Below are 16,486 nucleotides of genomic sequence, written 5' to 3' on the forward strand. Positions count from 1 at the left end.
CCGCCGCGCCGCTCGACCTGCTCGCGCAGCTGACGAACACTCCGCCGCCGCCGGAGACGCCCGTGCGGACGGCCGTGCGGCGCGTCAAGATCTGGACGCCGCTCGTCGTGCTGCTCGGGGTCATCTTCGTGATCGTGCAGTCCTTCCGGCCGCTGCCCGACCCGAAGCTCTCGCTCGGCGCGAAGAAGTCGTTCACCTTCGAGGGCGGCAAGGCGCCCTTCGTCTGGCCGGACGAGGGCCAGTCCGCGGCCAAGGTCGTGGGCGCCGGCGACGTGGGCACGTACGGCCCGCAGAAGCCCGTGCCGACGGCCAGCGTCGCCAAGGTCATGACCGCCTACGTGATCCTGAAGAACCACCCCCTGAAGAAGGGGGACAAGACCAGCAACAAGATCACGGCCGACGAGACGGCGGAGAAGGAGTCCAACGCCGACGGCGAGTCGACGGCGAAGGTCAAGGCCGGTCAGGAGTTCTCCGAGTACGACATGCTCCGCATGCTGCTCATCCCGTCGGGCAACAACATCGCCCGTCTGCTCGCCCGGTGGGACACCAACGGTTCCGAGGAGGCGTTCGTCAAGAAGATGAACGACGCCGCCAAGGAACTCGGCATGACCAACACCACCTACACCGACCCCAGCGGTCTGACGGCCACGACGAAGAGCACGGCCGTGGACCAGGTGAAGCTGGCCGAGGTGATGATCAAGAACCCGGTCGTCCGGGACATCACCCAGCAGCCCAACGCCGACATCCCCGGCGGCCCGCACATCAACAACAACAACGACTCGCTGCTGGTGAAGGGCACCGGCGTCCTCGGCATCAAGACGGGTTCCAGCACGGCGGCCGGCGGCACGCTGATGTGGGCGGCCCGCCGAGTGCTCGACGGCAAGGAGTACCTGATCGTCGGCGCCACCATGGACCAGCACTTCAAGGGCCTGGACCCCGACGCCAGCAACAGCCTCACCAAGGTCAAGAACAAGAGCTACGAGCAGCTCACGTCGATCCAGAACGCTCTGAAGACGGTCACCGTGGTGAAGAAGGGCGACGTCGTCGGTCACGTCGACGACGGTCTCGGCGGGCAGACGCCCGTCATCGCCACCAAGGACGTCACGGCCGTCGGCTGGGACGGCTTCGACACGAAGTTCGCGCTGTCCGACGCCGGCCGGAAGATCCCGCACACGGCGAAGGCCGGTACGGAGGTCGGCGAGCTGATCGTGGGCAGCGGCCCCGACGCGGTGAAGGTCCCGGTCGTGCTGAAGACCGCGCTGGCCGAGCCCTCCTTCGGCGCCAAGCTGACCCGCCTGGGCTGACCGGGCAGAACGGCTGCGGCGGCTCCTGGTCCGTACGAGTGGGTACGGGCCAGGAGCCGCTTTCGTGGTCACCGTGACGCGCGGATCGGCTCGACGACGCGTGCTAGCGTCGCCAGGGTTTGCTCATCACAGCCGGAGCATGCGTGAAGATGGGGGAGAAGACCGCAGGGGGAAGACGGGGAGAGCCGCAGTGACCACCGTGGGGCCGGCGCGGCCCAGAGACCCGGAGCAGCCGGAACGGCCGGAACGGCCCGTACACCCGGAGCGTCCGGCAGGACCGGACGACACCGGTGACACCGGCGCACCCGTGAGGGGGCGACCCGCCGTGGCCCGGGGGGTCGCGTGGCGGCGTCCGTCGTGGGCCGTCGTCCCGCACCACGCCAAGGGCGGGCGCTACGCCGCCCTCACCGGGACGGTCGGGATCACCCTCTTCGTGGCCGCCGCGCTGCACATCCTCTGGATCTCCATCTTCGCCAACAGCGGCGGCGATCTCGCCGCGCAGGACGCGTGGGCGGAGTTCGCGCTCCAGCACCCGGCCTCGGCGTACAACCTCGCCTGGTACGGCGGGATGCACCCGGTCTCGTACAGCGTCGTCTCGCCCTACATCATGGCCGCGATCGGCGTGCGCACCACGATGATGATCGCGGGCACGGTCTCGGCCGGCCTGATCGCGCTGCTGCTGGTGCGCAGCCGGGTCGTGCGCCGCCCGCTGTGGCCGGCGCTCTACGGCACGTTCGCGCTGATGTGCAACGCCATATCGGGCCGGGTGACCTTCGGGCTCGGCGCGATGTTCGGGCTGGCGGCGGTGGCCGCGATCTTCGCCTGGCCGGTGCGCTGGCGCTCCACGGGCCGCTACCGCTGGGCGCGGGCCGCGCTGGCGGGGCTGATGGCGGGGCTGGCGACGGCGTCGAGCCCGGTGGCCGGCCTGTTCGTCGGCATCGTGGCGGCGGCGCTGTGGCTGGGCCGGCGCCGCCCGGCGGCGTACGCGCTGGGGGTGACCCCGGTGCTGGTGGTGGCGCTGTCGGCGTGGCTGTTCCCGTTCTCCGGGCAGCAGCCCATGGCCTTCGCCTCGGCGATCCTGCCGCTGCTCGCCGGGATCTTCGGCCTGTTCATGACGCCCTCGTCCTGGCGCACGGTACGGGCCGTCTCGGCGCTCTATGTCCTGGGCGTGCTGCTGGTCTGGCTGATCCCCTCGCAGATCGGTACGAACATCTCCCGGCTCGGCATGGTCTTCGGCGGTGTGGTGCTGGTCGCCGCGCTGACCGGGAAGGAAGTGCCGCCTCGGGCGGAACTACTCAGGCGGGGCCGGGCCTGGCTCGCGACCGTGCTCGCCATACTGACGATCACGGGCTGGCAGCTGGCCAACTCCATCAGCGACATCATCCACACCACCCCCGCCGCCTCCTGGGCCCGGGAGCTCGCCCCCCTCGTGGACCAGCTCCAGAAGCTGGACGCGGCGGGCGGCCGGGTCGAGGTCGTCCCGGCCCGCAGCCACCGCGAGGCGTCGGCCCTGGCCCCGTACGTCAATCTCGCGCGCGGCTGGAACCGGCAGGCGGACCTCAAGCGGAACCCGCTCTTCTATGAGGAGGGCATGCTCACCCCGGACAGCTACCGCGCCTGGCTCGGCCGCTGGGCCGTGGCCTATGTGGTGCTGCCCAAGGACGAGCCGGACAACGCGGCCGTCGAGGAGGCCAAGCTCGTCGAGAGCGGCCAGCCGTATCTGCGCGAGGTCTGGTCCGACGACAACTGGCGCGTCTTCGCCGTGAAGGACCCCACGCCGCTCGCCGACCCGCCCGCCGTGGTGGAGCGCTCGGACGCCGAGGGGCTGACCGTCAGGGTGGACAAGGCGGGCCCGGTGCTGATCCGCGTCCCGTACTCGCCGTGGCTGGGCCTGGTCGACGCGCAGGGCAAGGACATCCAGCCCCCCAAGGGCGGGCCGAACGGCGATCCGCCGGTCAATGTCAACGGCTGTCTGGCCAAGAAGGTCCAGGAGCCCCGCGCGGGCCAGCCGGAGGACGACTGGACCCTGCTGCGTGCCCCGCACGCCGGTACGTACCGGATCGCGGCCAAGTACAAGCTGCCGCGCGGTACGGGCTGCCCGGACGATCTGGCGCGGTAGCGCTTCGCTGGAAGTGGGGTCGTACGGCGGCGGGCCGTCCGTGGCTGGTCGCGCAGTTCCCCGCGCCCCTTCGGGGCGCGGACCGCACCGGACCCCCATGACCTCGAACGGGTGACCGAGGGTATTCCATCGGTCACCCGTTCGCAGTCTCGGCGGGGAGGCCGTCCGGATGATCTCGCGCCCCCAGGATGACCTGCCCATACGGCCCCGCCCCCGGTCGCCCCGGGCCGTCGGCGGCCCGTTCCGCCGGGTGCGGGCCCCCTCGGGCGCGGTTTCCCTCGGCAGAGAGGAGCGCGGAAATCCGACTCCCGCTGCGGCACATCGGCGTGCCGCGCCCGCGCTCACGGAGGAAGCATGCGTAACGCACGAGTGCTCGCCGGGGCCGCGCTGACCATAGCCGCGCTGGGGACGGCCGCCGCCCCCGCGCTCGCCGCCGATCACTTCGGGAAGCTCGAGGTCACCCCGGGCACCGTCCAGCCGGGCGCCACGGTCACGGTGAACACCACCGTCTGCGGCCCCGACGGCAAGGGCACGGGCGACGCCAGCGCCGTGGGCGGCCCGGCGTCGTTCGAGCTCAAGCCGGGCACGCACAAGGAGGACGTGGTCGGCCAGTTCATGGTCCCGAAGTCGGCCAAGCCCGGCACCTACGGGATCGGCGCCAAGTGCGCCAACGGCAAGGAGGCCACCGGCGACCTGGTCGTCAAGGCCGGCGCGGGCATGAAGGGCTCGCCCTCCGCCGCCCCGAGCATGTCGCCCATGACCCCGAAGGGCGGCATGAAGACCGGCGTCGGCGGCACCAGCGACGACTCCGGCACCGCCGAGGTCATCGCCGGCGCGGCCGTCCTGGGCACGTCGGCGGTCGTCGGCGTCTGGTTCCTGCGCCGCCGCGGCGGCGGCGACCGGCCCGACCAGCCCGACCAGGCCTGACCGGACCGGACCGAGGACCGTTCCCGGTGCCGGCCGGACCGCTCCTGGGCCCCCGGACGCGCGCGCTGCGCCCGGGGGCCGGGGGCCCGGCCCCCGGCCCGGGCCGCTGGGCGAACGCGTGCCTGCGCGGTGCGCCGGGGCGTACGCCGTTCGCCTCGCGCCCGGGCGGGTGCCCGCCCCGTCCCCACGACTCGCGCCACAAGACCGCCCTCGCCGTCGTCCTGGCCGTGGCGCTGCTGGCGGGCAGCTGGCTGATCGAACACGGGGCGAAGGACCAGAAGCCGCCCCCGCAGCCGTCCCGGGCCGAGGCGTTCCCCACCCCCGGGGAGCCACTGCTCGGCCCGCGCCGCGACGACCACGCCGTACCGCCCCTGCCGTCGGCCGCCCCCACGCGCGTCCGCATCCCCGGCATCCAGGTCGACGCGCCCATGACCCCCCTCACCCTCGGCCCCGACGGCACGCTCACCAGCCCGCCCGAGGACGACGGCAACCTCGCCGGCTGGTACGCGGCCGGCACACCCCCCGGCGCCGCCGGCACCGCCGTCGTCGCCGGCCACGTCGACCTGGCCAACGGCCCGGCCGTCTTCTACAACCTCGGCGCGCTGAAGAAGGGCGACACGGTGGAGGTCGCCCGGGCGGACGCGCTGACGGCCGTCTTCACGATCGACGCGATCGAGGTCTACGACCGGTCGGACTTCCCCTCGGAGAAGGTCTACGGGACGGTCGGCCCGCCGGGCCACGGCCGCGCGGAGCTGCGCGTGATCACCTGCGGTGGGGGCTTCTCGGCGGAGGCGGACGAGTATTTGGGCAACGTGGTCGTGTACGCGCACCTGACGGGGGTCCGGCACCCTCCGGGGCTGCTGAGCTGAGGGAGGGTGCCGGCGTTTCCGCCGTCGCTCAGTGGGCCCGGCGCTGGTGGACCCCCATCGCGGCCGTCATCCGCGCGGCCTCGTCGCGGTCGTCGGCCCGCAGGGCGGCGGCGCGGCGGCGCTTGATGTCCCAGCACGTTTCGCAACGAGGGGTCGGCGGTTCGGGGGGATTTTCGCTGGCGGAGAGCCGCTGCCGGCTCTGGTGATTGGCATCAGCCACCTTCGCGCGCAGCGCGTCGCCGTCGGCGGCGCTGTCGGTCACCGATTCGTGCATGGATGACGCTCCTCTCGGACGTTGGCCACGCCCGACCGCCTGCGCGGTCGTGGGCTCTTGGCACGGCCAACCGTTCCGGTGGGGCGACTTCGAAGCCATCCCGAGGCCCTATGGGAAGGCCCTATATTGACCACATGGGGGACCATATCCAGGCGTTGTGGGCACACCCCCGCCTCGTCTCGGCGGTGGCCGCGGAGGACTGGGCGGCCGTATTCCGCGTGTACCGGCGGCTCGCCGGAATCAGCCAGACCCGGCTGGGGCAATTGGTCGGCCTGGCGCAGCCCGACGTCTCCGACGTCGAGCGCGAAAGGCGCCGGGTGACCTCCGTGGAAGTGCGGCAAAGGGTCGTCGAAGGGCTCGGGATTCCGGCCGAGTTGCTGCGCCGGGACGCGCCCGTCGAATCGGGGCCGGTGGCCCGCCTGTTCTCGGCCGGAATGGGACCGGACGACGATCTGCTCGCGCGCGTCACGAGCGCCGTAAAAACGGAAACCCGCGTGGACACCGCCACGTTGGACTGGCTCGACCGCCTGCTGGCGGAGCACCGCCGGGCGGAGGATCTCATCGGCTCCCGGCCATTGGTCGACGTCATGCGGCAGCAGCTCCGTACCGTCATGGACCTCTTCGCCGGAGCCAGGGGGCCGCTCTCGGAGAGAGTCGTCCGGCTCGCCGCCGAACACGCGCAATTCCTCGCGTGGATGGCGCAGGACCAGGGGGAATCCGCTGCCGCGCTGGCGTGGTACGACCGTTCCCACGAGTGGGCCCTGGAGGCCGGGGACGCGAACATGGCCTGTACGACGCTGAGCATGAAGGCCCACATGGCGTGGTCCGGCGGGCTCGGAACCCGCTGCGTCCGCCTGGCCGAGGCCGCGCGCTGGTCGTCGCCCCAGGCCTCGCGGGGCGTGCAGGGAATGGCCGCGCAAATGGCGGCGCGCGGGCACGCGCAGAACGGCGAGAGGGACGCCGCGCACCGGCTGCTGGAAGAAGCGCAGACCCTTGTCGCGCACGCGGCCGACCGCCCCGAGGACGAACCGCCGTGGATGTATTTCTACGGCGAGACGTGGTTCACGCTTCAGCGCGGCATGGCCGACCTGCACGTGCGGGAATGGCATGCCGCCATCGACAACCTCACCACGGGCCTCGACGGGCTCGCCGAGCACTACCGCCGCGACAAGACGTGGTACCGCTCCTGCCTGGCCCACGGCCTGGCCGGGGCCGGGGAAGCGGCCGAGTCGCTGGAGGTCGCCCTGAACTGCCTCCCTGACGCGGCCGCCGTCGGACGCCCCCACTCGTGGAACGAGCTGCACACGACAGCGGCGGTGCTGCTCCGGCAGGGCGCGAGGGAGGGCCGGGAGCTGACGGGGGCGCTCAAGCAGTACGGCTGATTCGGCGCGACGACATGGAGGCATGCCAGTGCCTGAGACATCCGGTGCGGGTTTGGCGCGCTGGCGGAAGCCCAGCCGTAGCGGCTTGGAAAACGACTGCGTCGAAGTCGCCGATGGCTTACCCGGTGTTGTTCCCGTTCGTGACAGCAAAAGCCCCCATGGGCCCGTCCTCGTTCTGGAGATTGGCGCGTGGTCGGCGTTCGTCGCCGGTCTCCGGGACGGGGGGATCGGGGCCGCCGGCAGAGGCGCCCCGAACCGCCCGGGGGGTCCCGGACGCACCCCCGAACCCTACGGCTGGACCTCCAGCTGAACCCCGTTGCCGCCGCCCCGGAGGCCGGACGTGAGGCAGTCCGTGGGGAGTTCGCGGGGTGGCCCCGCGACGGTCCGTCGTACGGGGTGTCCCTTGCCGCGTCCTTCCGTGACGCGGCCCGACTGTTCGAGGAGCAGGACGCCCGCGGCGCGGACGGTCGTGGCGCTGTCGTAGACGATCAGCGACCGGCGGCCGTCGGCGTAGCGGACGGTTTCCACCCCGCTTCCACCGGTCAGCTCGACGCAGGACGCCGACGACAGGTCCGCGTCGAAGGAGCCGGTGGCCGGGACGGTGCGGCCGGGGGCGATGGTGCAGGTGTAGGCGATGTCCGCGTGGACATGGGACGGCCCGGGCGCCAGGGTGAGCGGCGGGTCGTAGTGGCTCGTGCTGCTGCCCGTGCAGGTGATGCCGTCGCTCCCGCCCCCGCCCGTCCCGGCCTGGCCGGCCGGGGCCCACACCACCGACGAGCCCACCAGCAACAGTGAACCCAGGGCCACCCCCGTGCCGCGCCTACCGAACATATGCCCTCCAGGGCGTCCTATGCGGATATGTCGGCCCTTGGCTACCCAATGGCGCATCCGCTGCCCAGGCGCCCCGAAGCGCATCACCCGCGCGCCCCCGACCGCCGCGCGGTCACGCGCGCCCCTGCTCCCGCCGGTCGCATGGCCCCCCGAACGCGCCGGGTAGGAAGCGCCGGACGAGCCCTCGTCGAGCAGAAGCAGAAGGAGATCCCCGTGAGCCGTACGATCGCCGCCACCGCCGCGCGAACACGCGTCTTCGCCATGATGGACGCGGACGGGGACGGGGTTATCACGGCGTACGACTACCTCTCCCGGATCGACCGGACCGTCCTGGCCACCGAACGCACGGAGGACGACCCGCTCGTCGTCACCGCCCGCGCCGAGGGCCGGAAGGCCTGGGCGGCGATGGACGCGAACGGCGACGGGAAGCTGACCTTCGACGAGTACAACGCATGGGTGGGCGCCGACAAGTTCGACAACATCTGCCGGTTCGCGCTCGGCTCGCTGTTCGGCCTCGTCGACGCCGACGGGGACGGTGCCCTGGACAAGGCCGAGTTCACGGCGCTGCGCACCGCGCTCAACAACCCGCCGGGGAACGCCGCCGCCGCGTTCGACGCGCTCGACACCGACGGCGACGGCCGGGTCGGCCGTGACGCGTATCTGGCGTCGATCCGCGCCTACATCGTCGGCGACGGCTCCCCGATGGGCGAGGTCCTGTACTAGTCAGGGTTGACCAGTCAGGACCGCGCCACCGGGATCCACAGCTCCGCGTCCGCCCGCGTCCCGTCCTCCGACGGGCGCACCCGCAGGATCTCCGGCCCGGGCCGGCTCTCGTACGGGTTCGAGGGGAACCACTGCGTGAACACGTCCCGCCACAGGTACTGGAGCGCCTGCGGGAACGGGCCGGAGTTCTCGAAGACGGCCCATGTCCCGGCCGGGACGGACAGCACGTCCAGGTCGTCCAGGTCGCTCTCCGGCGCCTCGGCGCTCGTCACCACGGCGTGGTAGTAGTCGAGTTCGGTCCCTTCCGCCCGCGACGGGTCGTCCAGGACGCTCACCGCGACGATCCCCGACGGCTCCTGGTCCGACAGCGCGGAGACGCGGTCCAGCGTCTCCTTCCCGATGCCCCGGACGAACTCGGCTATCGCCGGGTTGACCCCCTCGTACACGAGCGGGACACGGGCCTTCTTTCCGGCCACACGGAACTCGTCCTTCTCCACGATCCGGTATCGCATACTGCTGCCCCCTTCGACGATGAGGTGGAAGGACATCCGGGGCTGGGAGCGCAGCGCGGCGCCCGTTCGCCGGGCCTCGCCCGGTCCCACGCCGTGGTGGGCGCGGAACGCGCGGGCGAAGGCCTCCCCCGAGGCGTAGCCGTAGCGCGTCGCGACGTCCAGCAGCGTCCGTTCGCCGGCGAGCACCTCCGCGCCCGCGACGGTCAGCCGCCTGCGGCGGATGTACTCCGACAGCGGGAGGCCCGCCAGCGCGGAGAACAGCCGGCGGAAGTGGTACTCCGATGTCGCCGCGATACGCGCGAGTTCGGCCACGTCGATCGGCTGGTCGAGGTGTGACTCGATGTGCTCCATCGCCTGGTTCAGCCGTTCCAGCGGCATCCCGGACTCCTTCCCTTTCGATCACTCACGTTAGGAAGGGACCACCCTGCCGGACCCGACATCCTGTGCCCGATCCGGTCGGGTGGGTAGCCACGATCAGGCCTACCCGAACTGCACCGACCGCTTCGCGAGTCCGCCCCAGAAGCCGTCGATGACGCTGCTCTGGGCGCCGAGGTCGTCGCCCGCCGCGCCCATCGCCACGAACAGCGGCGCGAAGTGCTCGGTGCGGGGGTGGGCCAGCCGGGCGGCCGGGGCCTTGCGCTCGAAGTCGAGGAGCGCGTCCACGTCCTTCGCCGCCAGCGCCTCGCGGCCCCACGCGTCGAACTCCGCCGACCAGCCGGGCGGGCCGGAGCCGGCGTGGCGGAGGGCGGCGAGGTTGTGGGTGAAGAAGCCGCTGCCGACGATCAGGACGCCCTCGTCGCGCAGCGGGGCGAGCCGCCGGCCGATCTCCAGCAGGCGTGCCGGGTCGAGGGTGGGCAGGGACATCTGGAGGACGGGTATGTCCGCGCCGGGGTACATCTCGACGAGCGGGACGTACGCGCCGTGGTCCAGCCCCCGGTCGGGCAGGTCCGCTACGGGCGTGCCGGCGCCCCGCAGGGTGCGGCGGACCCGGTCGGCGAGGGCCGGGGCGCCCGGTGCCGGGTACCGGACGCGGTAGTAGTGCTCGGGGAAGCCCCAGAAGTCGTAGACGAGCGGCACGGTCTCGGTGGCGCCCAGCGCGAGGGGGGCCTCCTCCCAGTGGGCGGAGATCATCAGGATCGCCGTGGGCCGGGGCAGGTCCGCGGCCCAGGCGGCGAGCTGGCCGGGCCATGTGGGGTCGTCCGCGAGGGGCGGGGCGCCGTGGGAGGCGTAGAGGGCGGGCATGCGCCCGGGGACCGGCATGACAGCCTCCGATTCAAGTTGCTTGAAGTCTCAAACATCTAGCGTCCTCGACCTTACAACTTTATTATTTAAGCTTCAAGCAATGGCTGGTCGTCGTACCGGAGGGAACCAGCGAGTGAAACAGTGGATGTCATGACGAACCGACCCCCGGAGGGCCTTGACCCGAAGGACGCCGACGACGCCGACGCCGCCGAGCCCCGCTGGCTCACCGCCGCCGAGCAGGAGGCCTGGCGGGCCTACCAGCACGCCTCCACGCTGCTGGAGGACTATCTCGACCGGCAGCTGCAGCGCGACGCGGGCATGCCGCACGTCTACTACGGCCTGCTCGTCAAGCTCTCCGAGGCGCCGCGGCGCCGGATGCGGATGACCGAGCTGGCGCAGAGCGCGAAGATCACCCGGTCCCGGCTCTCGCACGCGATCGCCCGGCTGGAGAAGAGCGGCTGGGTACGGCGCGAGGAGTGCCCGTCGGACAAGCGCGGGCAGCTGGCCGTGCTGACGGACGCCGGCTTCGAGATGTTGCGGCGGTCCGCGCCGGGGCACGTGGAGGCGGTCCGGGGCGCGGTCTTCGACCGGCTGACGCCCGAACAGGTCGTCCGGTTCGGCGAGGTGTGCGGGATCATCGCCGCCGGGCTCCAGCCGGAGGGCGCGGACCTGCCCTGGCTGCGGTGATCCGGAGCCGGCCACCGGCCGGCCATGGCCCGGACATGTGAAGGGCCCCCGCCGATGTGCTCGGCGGGGGCCCTTCATTCAACCGCTACGGCTCACTCAACCGCTACGGCCGCTACGGCCTCAGTGCGCCATCACCGGGATCGCGTCCGCGGCCGTCTCGCCGTCCGTCGAGGCGGCGGCGGGGCCGCCGCCCGGGTTGGCGTTGACGAAGACGACGGCGACCAGCGCGGACAGCGACAGGATGCCGACCGCCCACCAGACGGCGGTGGAGTAGCCGTGGACCATCGACTGGAAGGTGAGGATCTTCTGGTTGGTGGCACCGGCCATGTGGGACTTGAAGTAGTCCGTGGTGGCGCTGGCGGCGATGGTGTTGAGCAGCGCGGTGCCGATGGCGCCGCCGACCTGCTGCGCGGTGTTGACCATGGCCGAGGCGACGCCCGCGTCACGCGGCTGGACGCCGTGGGTGGCCAGGCTCATGGCGGGCATGAAGGCCGTGCCCATGCCGAGGCCCATCAGCATCAGACCGGGCAGGACCACCGTGGCGTAGGAGGTGTCCAGGTCGATCTGGGTGAGCAGGACCATGCCGACCGCCGCGAGCAGGAAGCCCGGGCCCATCAGCCAGCGCGCCGGGACGCGGGTCATCAGGCGGGTGCCGATCTGCGTGGAACCGGTGATCATCGTGGCGATCATCGGCAGGAACGCGAGACCGGTCTTGACCGGCGAGTAGCCGCGGACGACCTGCAGGTAGTAGGTCAGGAAGAGGAACAGGCCGAACATCGCGATGGCGCCCAGGCCCAGGGAGATGTAGACGCCGGCGCGGTTGCGGTCGGTGAGCACGCGCAGCGGCAGCAGCGGGGCCTTCACCGAGCGCTCGACGAGCACGAAGGCGCCCAGCAGTACGGCCGCGCCGATGAACAGGCCGACGGTGATCCCCGCGGACCAGCCGTCGGACTCGGCGCGCGTGAAGCCGTAGACCAGGGAGACCAGGCCGAGGGTGGCCAGGATGACACCGGGGATGTCCAGCTTCGAGGGGTTGCGGCCCTCGGCGGGCTCGCGGATCACGGAGATCGCGCCGGCGGCGGCGACGACGGCGAAGGGGATGTTCACGAAGAACGTCCAGCGCCAGTTGAGGTATTCGGTGAACAGACCGCCGAGGATCAGGCCGACACCGCCACCGGCACCGGCGATGGCGCCGAAGACGCCGAACGCCTTGGCGCGCTCCTTCGCCTCGGTGAAGAGCACGGCGAGCAGCGACAGGGCCGCCGGGGCGAGCAGGGCGCCGAAGACGCCCTGGAGGGCGCGGGCGCCCATCAGCATCGCGGAGTTGACCGCGGCGCCGCCGAGCGCGGAGGCGGCGGCGAAGCCGATCAGGCCGGTGACGAACGCGCGCTTGCGGCCCCACAGGTCGGAGATCCGGCCGCCGAAGAGCAGCAGTCCGCCGAAGGCGAGGGCGTAGGCGGTGATGACCCACTGCCGGTTGCCGTCCGAGATGCCCAGGTCGGCCTGGGCGGAGGGCAGCGCGATGTTCACGATGGTCGCGTCGAGGACGACCATCAGCTGGGCCAGGGCGATGAATATCAGCGCTTTCCAGCGCCTCGGATCGGCTTCGGTGCGGAGTTCTGGCATGGGTGGGGCCTACCTAGCTGTCATGGGTGTGCGGTGGGTCGTGGTGGGTCTGTCCGGTGCGCGGGCCGCGCGGGCTACGGGCGGGGTGCGTCCCCGGTGGTCGGTTCGGTGGCCGGGCTGTCGACCGGGCCGGTGGCCGGGTCCGCTGCCGGGGGGAATCCCTTGCGCAGGTCCGCCAAGGTGGCGGGCGCACCGGGGAGTTCCGACCGGGCCGGGTTCATCAGGCCGTCCAGGAACAGCTGGAGGTGGCGGTGGACGAACTGGCCGAAGTCATGGCAGCCGGTGTCGGGCAGCGGTCTGGTGAGCTGGGTGATGGCCACCATCAGGTCGCCGATGCCGATGTCGGCGCGGAGCTGACCGGACGCGCGGGCGGCGGCCATCAGCGCCTCGATGACGCTCTCCAGCCGGTCGCGGGCCTCGACATGGTCGGGGTGGCTCTTGTCGACGCCCTCGGCGAGCAGGGGGCACAGGGCCCCGATCCGCTCGTCCGCCGCGGCGTGGACGAAGCGCCTCAGCGCGTGGAAAGCATCGGGCTCCTCCGCTAGCGCCGCCTCCGCCCGGTCGGCGATACGGGCCATGACGGAGAGGGTGACATGGTGGATCAGCTCGCGGCGGTCCGCGAAGTGCCGGTACAGCGTGGCATTGCCGACCCCGGCACGTCGAGCGATTTCATCGAGCGAGGATTCGGCCCCGTGCTCGACGAGGGCCTCGCGGGCGGCCGCGACGATCCGCTCGCGGTTGCGCAGGGCGTCGGCGCGCAGGCGGGGCTGCGGGGCTGTGGTCAAGGCCGTGCCCTCCTTCCGTGAGGATCACTATGCGGGGAGTGACTCCCCGTTTAACAGGAACGCTCTCGTAAACGGGGAGAGCCTCCCCGGATATTTCGGGGCGCCGTATGGCGTGAATCACACCCCCGGATGGCGGGATTCCGATCCCGTCTGCCGCAGTCCGGGGCGCGGCGGCCCGCTCACCGGGCACAGGGTGGGTGATGAGTACGACGAGATGACGACGGCGGGATGAAGGCGAGGCGGCATGAGACCCCTGGTCATCCTGGTCGTGGCGGCCACGGTGGGCGCCCTCACCGCACCGCTGCCCGCGCGGGCGGGCGACGCCGGGGCCGCGGCCGCCGCAGTCCGGGGAGCGGCCGCCGGCCGCCCGGCCGTCACGGACAGGACGGGCAGGACGGCCGGGACGGGCAGGACGGCCGGGACGGACAGGACGGCCGGCGACCCGTCCGGGGCGGGTCTCCGGGGCGGGGCCAGGCCGCCCAGTGGCCCGTGCGCGCTGCGCACCGTCACCCAGCACGTCTCCGAGGGGGCCCGCACCCCGCGCGGGTACGCCCGCTCCAGCGGTGTCGTGCGGGCCGCCACCTTCCTCATCGACTTCCCGGACGCCCCTGCCAGGATCAGCGCGCGGGGGCGGTACGCGGAGTTCTTCCCGGCCGTCGCCGACTACTACCGCGTCAGCTCCTACGGGCGGCTCGACTACCGCTCCACGCCCTGGCCGCGCTGGATCCGCATGTCCCGCCCGTACCGCTCGTACGGCATCACGCGCGGCGCGTCCTTCGACCCGAACCGGGACGACGGCTACTACGCCATCACCAAGGAGATCCTGGCCGCCGTCGGCGGCCGGGTCGACTTCCGGCGCTACGACCTGATCAATGTGCTGGCCGCCCCCAACGCCGGCCCGCCCGCCGTCCAGGACGTCCGCTCGGTGACCTTCGCGGGCGCCGCCACGGGGCTGACCTCCCGCAATGGCGCACCCATCCGGAACGTCTCCTTCATCTGGAGCCGGCAGACCGGCGACAGCCCCTACCGCGTCCTCAACCACGAGAACGCCCACAGCTTCGGCCTCCCCGACCTCTACCGGGGCGACCAGAACCGGATGCCGCACACCCCCGTGGGCCACTGGGATCCCATGGACGAGGACTGGGGGCCCTCGAACGACTTCCTCGCCTGGCACAAGTGGAAGCTGGGCTGGCTGGCCCCCTCGCAGGTCCACTGCGTGTCCCGGCCGGGCCGCCGCCTGCTGACCCTGAGCCCCACCTCGGTGCCGGGCGGCCCCAAGCTCGCCGTGATCCCCCTCTCCCCGACCCGCGCGATCACCCTGGAGGCCCGCGCCCCGGGCCGCCTCGACCACGCCGTCTGCCGCCCCGGCGTCCTCGTCACGACCGTCGCCTCCGACCTGCCCTCGGGCGCCGCCCCCGTGCGCGCCTCCGACGCCACCCCGGGCAGCGGCGGCTGCCTGACCGGCGACCCCAACGTGAGCCCGGCCCTGACCGACGCCCCCTACCGCGCCGGCCAGCGCTGCGCGGCGGCCGGCGTCACCGTCGACGTCCTCGGCCGGGACCGCGCCGGGAACTGGCGCGTCCTGGTCACCCGCCGCCCGCCGGCGGACGACTACGCCTGATGGCCCACTGACCCGCCGCACGCCGATCCGCTAACCTGTCCGTCGAGCGTCCTCGCAGGCCGCGCGGCCCCCAGGGGTGTCCGCGGGCGCCGGCGGACGCGCTCACGCCCCGCCTCCGTAGCTCAGGGGATAGAGCACCGCTCTCCTAAAGCGGGTGTCGGCAGTTCGAATCTGCCCGGGGGCACTGGCAGTACCTCGCGCCAGCGGCGCACTCGAGGCCCAGGCCGGAGCACGTCTCCGCCCTGGGCCTTTGTCATGCCCGGCCCCCCCGCGGTGGTCGGCGCCGTGATCGGGCGGTGCTGAACCGGTGGCCGAAAAGTTGGACCAGTTTTCGTTATGGCCCCTGTTACCCCAGGTCTCCCATGCATCGGAACGCCAGGAATGGCGGGCAGAAACGAGGTGTCTGGGCGTGACTGTGAAGAGTGTGACCGGGGTGACCGGGGTGGTCGAGGCGGCGCGGGCCGGGGACGCGGGTGCGCAGGGCGAACTCGTGGCCGCGTGCCTGCCGCTGGTCTACAACATCGTCGGCAGGGCGCTGAAGGGCCACGCGGACGTCGACGACGTGGTCCAGGAGACCATGATCCGGATGGTGGGCGGGCTCTCCGGGCTGCGTGACGCCTCCCGTTTCCGGTCCTGGCTCGTCGCGATCACCATGAACCGGATCCGCGGCCACTGGCGCAGACAGCAGGACGCCCCCGTGGGCGGGCTCCAGGAGGCGTGTCACCTCTCCGACCCCGACGCCGACTTCGTCGAGCTGACGATCCTCCGGCTCGGGCTGGAGGGGCAGCGCCGGCAGGTCGCCGAGGCCACCCGCTGGCTCGACGACGGCGAGCGGGCCGCACTGTCCCTGTGGTGGCTGGAGACGACGGGCGAGCTGACCCGGGCCGAGGTCGCCGCGGCGCTGGAGCTCACGCCGCAGCACACCGCCGTGCGCATCCAGCGCACCAAGCTCCAGCTGGAGACCGCCCGCGCCGTCGTCCGGGCCCTGGCCACGACCCCGCGCTGCCCGGAACTCGCGAGCATCGTCGGCATCTGGGACGGCACTCCGTCCCCGCTGTGGCGCAAGCGCATCGCCCGGCACACGCGCGGCTGCGTCGAGTGCGGCGGCCACTGGACCGCGCTGATACCCGCCGAGGGACTGCTCGCGGGCCTCGGGCTCGTCCCGGTGGGCGCCGGCCTGCTGGACCGGATCGCCGCCGGGCTGCCGGGCGTTCAGCCCGTCGCCTGCGCCACGGCCGGCTCCTCCGGCGGCGTGGGAGGGGTGGCCCCCGCCGGTACGTCCTCCGGTACGTCCCCCGGTGCATCCTCCGGTACGTCCCCCGGCACGTCCTCGGGCGCGGCCCCCGGCCGGGGCCTGCGGCGCCGGCCCGGTGTCCGCGCGGTCGTCACCGCCGCCGCCCTGGCCGTCACCGTCGCGCTCGGCGTCCTGGGCGGATACCGCTACCTCGCCCCCGCGCCGGACGGCAGCGCGACGCACGACGGAAGCCGGGGCCGGGGCGCGGAGCACGCTGAGAACGCGGCCCTTCCGCTCACCTCCCTGCGGACCGAGATCCCCTCGGCGCCCGCGCCCGCCCCCTCCACGGC

General features: G+C 72.7%; 15 protein-coding genes, 1 tRNA gene and 1 pseudogene. 11 read left to right on the forward strand and 6 right to left on the reverse strand.

Going from position 1 to position 16,486, the window contains the following annotated elements:
• The 4 genes and pseudogenes from K6I33_RS18095 to K6I33_RS18110 form a co-directional block, all read left to right on the forward strand.
• A pseudogene (locus tag K6I33_RS18095) lies at positions 1-1,304 on the forward strand (D-alanyl-D-alanine carboxypeptidase); the annotation flags it as partial.
• A 139-nt stretch (positions 1,305-1,443) separates the two neighbouring features.
• Positions 1,444-3,423: an MFS transporter gene (locus K6I33_RS18100; protein ID WP_374285017.1), complete on the forward strand. Its 1,980-nt coding sequence runs from the start codon at positions 1,444-1,446 to the stop codon at positions 3,421-3,423.
• Positions 3,424-3,777: 354 nt separating this feature from the next.
• On the forward strand, positions 3,778-4,350 hold the full coding sequence (locus tag K6I33_RS18105; RefSeq protein WP_229353458.1) for a hypothetical protein: 573 nt from the start codon (positions 3,778-3,780) through the stop codon (positions 4,348-4,350).
• A 221-nt stretch (positions 4,351-4,571) separates the two neighbouring features.
• Complete coding sequence (locus K6I33_RS18110; RefSeq protein WP_229353503.1) at positions 4,572-5,219, forward strand: class F sortase; 648 nt, start codon at positions 4,572-4,574, stop codon at positions 5,217-5,219.
• A gap of 28 nt (positions 5,220-5,247) precedes the next feature.
• On the opposite strand, the gene K6I33_RS18115 is transcribed toward K6I33_RS18110, so the two are convergent.
• Entirely contained in the window at positions 5,248-5,493 is a 246-nt protein-coding gene (locus K6I33_RS18115) for a hypothetical protein (protein ID WP_229353461.1), read from the reverse strand.
• 134 nt (positions 5,494-5,627) lie between these two features.
• On the opposite strand from K6I33_RS18115, the gene K6I33_RS18120 reads away from it, so the two are divergent.
• Together K6I33_RS18120 and K6I33_RS18125 are read left to right on the forward strand one after the other, a co-directional pair.
• Positions 5,628-6,875 carry an XRE family transcriptional regulator gene (locus K6I33_RS18120; RefSeq protein ID WP_229353464.1) on the forward strand — a complete coding sequence of 416 codons (1,248 nt, stop codon included), beginning with the start codon at positions 5,628-5,630 and terminating at the stop codon, positions 6,873-6,875.
• Between the two features lie 22 nt (positions 6,876-6,897).
• Entirely contained in the window at positions 6,898-7,185 is a 288-nt protein-coding gene (locus K6I33_RS18125) for a DUF397 domain-containing protein (RefSeq protein ID WP_308297218.1), read from the forward strand.
• On the opposite strand, the gene K6I33_RS18130 is transcribed toward K6I33_RS18125, so the two are convergent.
• Positions 7,164-7,706 (reverse strand): hypothetical protein, encoded by a 543-nt coding sequence (locus K6I33_RS18130; RefSeq protein WP_229353466.1) that lies wholly within the window; start codon positions 7,704-7,706, stop codon positions 7,164-7,166. The two genes, K6I33_RS18125 and K6I33_RS18130, sit on opposite strands and share 22 nt — an antisense overlap.
• Positions 7,707-7,919: 213 nt before the next feature.
• Here K6I33_RS18130 and K6I33_RS18135 point away from each other — a divergent pair, with 213 nt between their 5' ends.
• Complete coding sequence (locus K6I33_RS18135) at positions 7,920-8,429, forward strand: EF-hand domain-containing protein (protein WP_229353468.1); 510 nt, start codon at positions 7,920-7,922, stop codon at positions 8,427-8,429.
• Between the two features lie 14 nt (positions 8,430-8,443).
• Here K6I33_RS18135 and K6I33_RS18140 read toward each other — a convergent pair whose 3' ends face one another.
• Both K6I33_RS18140 and K6I33_RS18145 read right to left on the reverse strand, forming a co-directional pair.
• Positions 8,444-9,319 (reverse strand): AraC family transcriptional regulator, encoded by an 876-nt coding sequence (locus K6I33_RS18140; protein ID WP_229353470.1) that lies wholly within the window; start codon positions 9,317-9,319, stop codon positions 8,444-8,446.
• 102 nt (positions 9,320-9,421) lie between these two features.
• The gene (locus tag K6I33_RS18145; RefSeq protein ID WP_229353472.1) at positions 9,422-10,201 is read right to left on the reverse strand and encodes a dioxygenase; all 780 of its coding nucleotides are present in this window, start codon (positions 10,199-10,201) and stop codon (positions 9,422-9,424) included.
• 132 nt (positions 10,202-10,333) lie between these two features.
• On the opposite strand from K6I33_RS18145, the gene K6I33_RS18150 reads away from it, so the two are divergent.
• Positions 10,334-10,870 carry a MarR family winged helix-turn-helix transcriptional regulator gene (locus K6I33_RS18150; protein ID WP_229353479.1) on the forward strand — a complete coding sequence of 179 codons (537 nt, stop codon included), beginning with the start codon at positions 10,334-10,336 and terminating at the stop codon, positions 10,868-10,870.
• Between the two features lie 120 nt (positions 10,871-10,990).
• Here K6I33_RS18150 and K6I33_RS18155 read toward each other — a convergent pair whose 3' ends face one another.
• Together K6I33_RS18155 and K6I33_RS18160 are read right to left on the reverse strand one after the other, a co-directional pair.
• The gene (locus K6I33_RS18155) at positions 10,991-12,496 is read right to left on the reverse strand and encodes an MFS transporter (protein ID WP_229353482.1); all 1,506 of its coding nucleotides are present in this window, start codon (positions 12,494-12,496) and stop codon (positions 10,991-10,993) included.
• 74 nt (positions 12,497-12,570) lie between these two features.
• Complete coding sequence (locus K6I33_RS18160; protein WP_229353485.1) at positions 12,571-13,281, reverse strand: TetR/AcrR family transcriptional regulator; 711 nt, start codon at positions 13,279-13,281, stop codon at positions 12,571-12,573.
• Between the two features lie 244 nt (positions 13,282-13,525).
• Here K6I33_RS18160 and K6I33_RS18165 point away from each other — a divergent pair, with 244 nt between their 5' ends.
• From K6I33_RS18165 to K6I33_RS18175, 3 genes are all read left to right on the forward strand, one after another.
• Positions 13,526-14,902, forward strand: a complete 1,377-nt coding sequence (locus tag K6I33_RS18165) for a M6 family metalloprotease domain-containing protein (RefSeq protein WP_229353487.1) — start codon at positions 13,526-13,528, stop codon at positions 14,900-14,902.
• A 111-nt stretch (positions 14,903-15,013) separates the two neighbouring features.
• Positions 15,014-15,086 (forward strand) — tRNA-Arg (locus tag K6I33_RS18170).
• A gap of 225 nt (positions 15,087-15,311) precedes the next feature.
• Positions 15,312-16,486: RNA polymerase sigma factor (locus tag K6I33_RS18175; RefSeq protein WP_229353493.1), on the forward strand; the 1,175-nt coding region annotated here is incomplete at its 3' end.

Source organism: Streptomyces sp. UNOB3_S3 (genome assembly GCF_020740895.1).
Taxonomy (GTDB): domain Bacteria; phylum Actinomycetota; class Actinomycetes; order Streptomycetales; family Streptomycetaceae; genus Streptomyces.

What these genes read in the sequence shown, in the direction of transcription:
- K6I33_RS18100 (WP_374285017.1), top strand. Translation starts at nt 1,444, where the DNA reads ATGCGTGAAGATGGGGGAGAAGACCGCAGGGGGAAGACGGGGAGAGCC.
- K6I33_RS18105 (WP_229353458.1), top strand. Translation starts at nt 3,778, where the DNA reads ATGCGTAACGCACGAGTGCTCGCCGGGGCCGCGCTGACCATAGCCGCG.
- K6I33_RS18115 (WP_229353461.1), bottom strand. Translation starts at nt 5,493, where the DNA reads ATGCACGAATCGGTGACCGACAGCGCCGCCGACGGCGACGCGCTGCGC.
- K6I33_RS18120 (WP_229353464.1), top strand. Translation starts at nt 5,628, where the DNA reads ATGGGGGACCATATCCAGGCGTTGTGGGCACACCCCCGCCTCGTCTCG.
- K6I33_RS18125 (WP_308297218.1), top strand. Translation starts at nt 6,898, where the DNA reads ATGCCAGTGCCTGAGACATCCGGTGCGGGTTTGGCGCGCTGGCGGAAG.
- K6I33_RS18130 (WP_229353466.1), bottom strand. Translation starts at nt 7,706, where the DNA reads ATGTTCGGTAGGCGCGGCACGGGGGTGGCCCTGGGTTCACTGTTGCTG.
- K6I33_RS18140 (WP_229353470.1), bottom strand. Translation starts at nt 9,319, where the DNA reads ATGCCGCTGGAACGGCTGAACCAGGCGATGGAGCACATCGAGTCACAC.
- K6I33_RS18145 (WP_229353472.1), bottom strand. Translation starts at nt 10,201, where the DNA reads ATGCCGGTCCCCGGGCGCATGCCCGCCCTCTACGCCTCCCACGGCGCC.
- K6I33_RS18150 (WP_229353479.1), top strand. Translation starts at nt 10,334, where the DNA reads ATGACGAACCGACCCCCGGAGGGCCTTGACCCGAAGGACGCCGACGAC.
- K6I33_RS18155 (WP_229353482.1), bottom strand. Translation starts at nt 12,496, where the DNA reads ATGCCAGAACTCCGCACCGAAGCCGATCCGAGGCGCTGGAAAGCGCTG.
- K6I33_RS18165 (WP_229353487.1), top strand. Translation starts at nt 13,526, where the DNA reads ATGAGACCCCTGGTCATCCTGGTCGTGGCGGCCACGGTGGGCGCCCTC.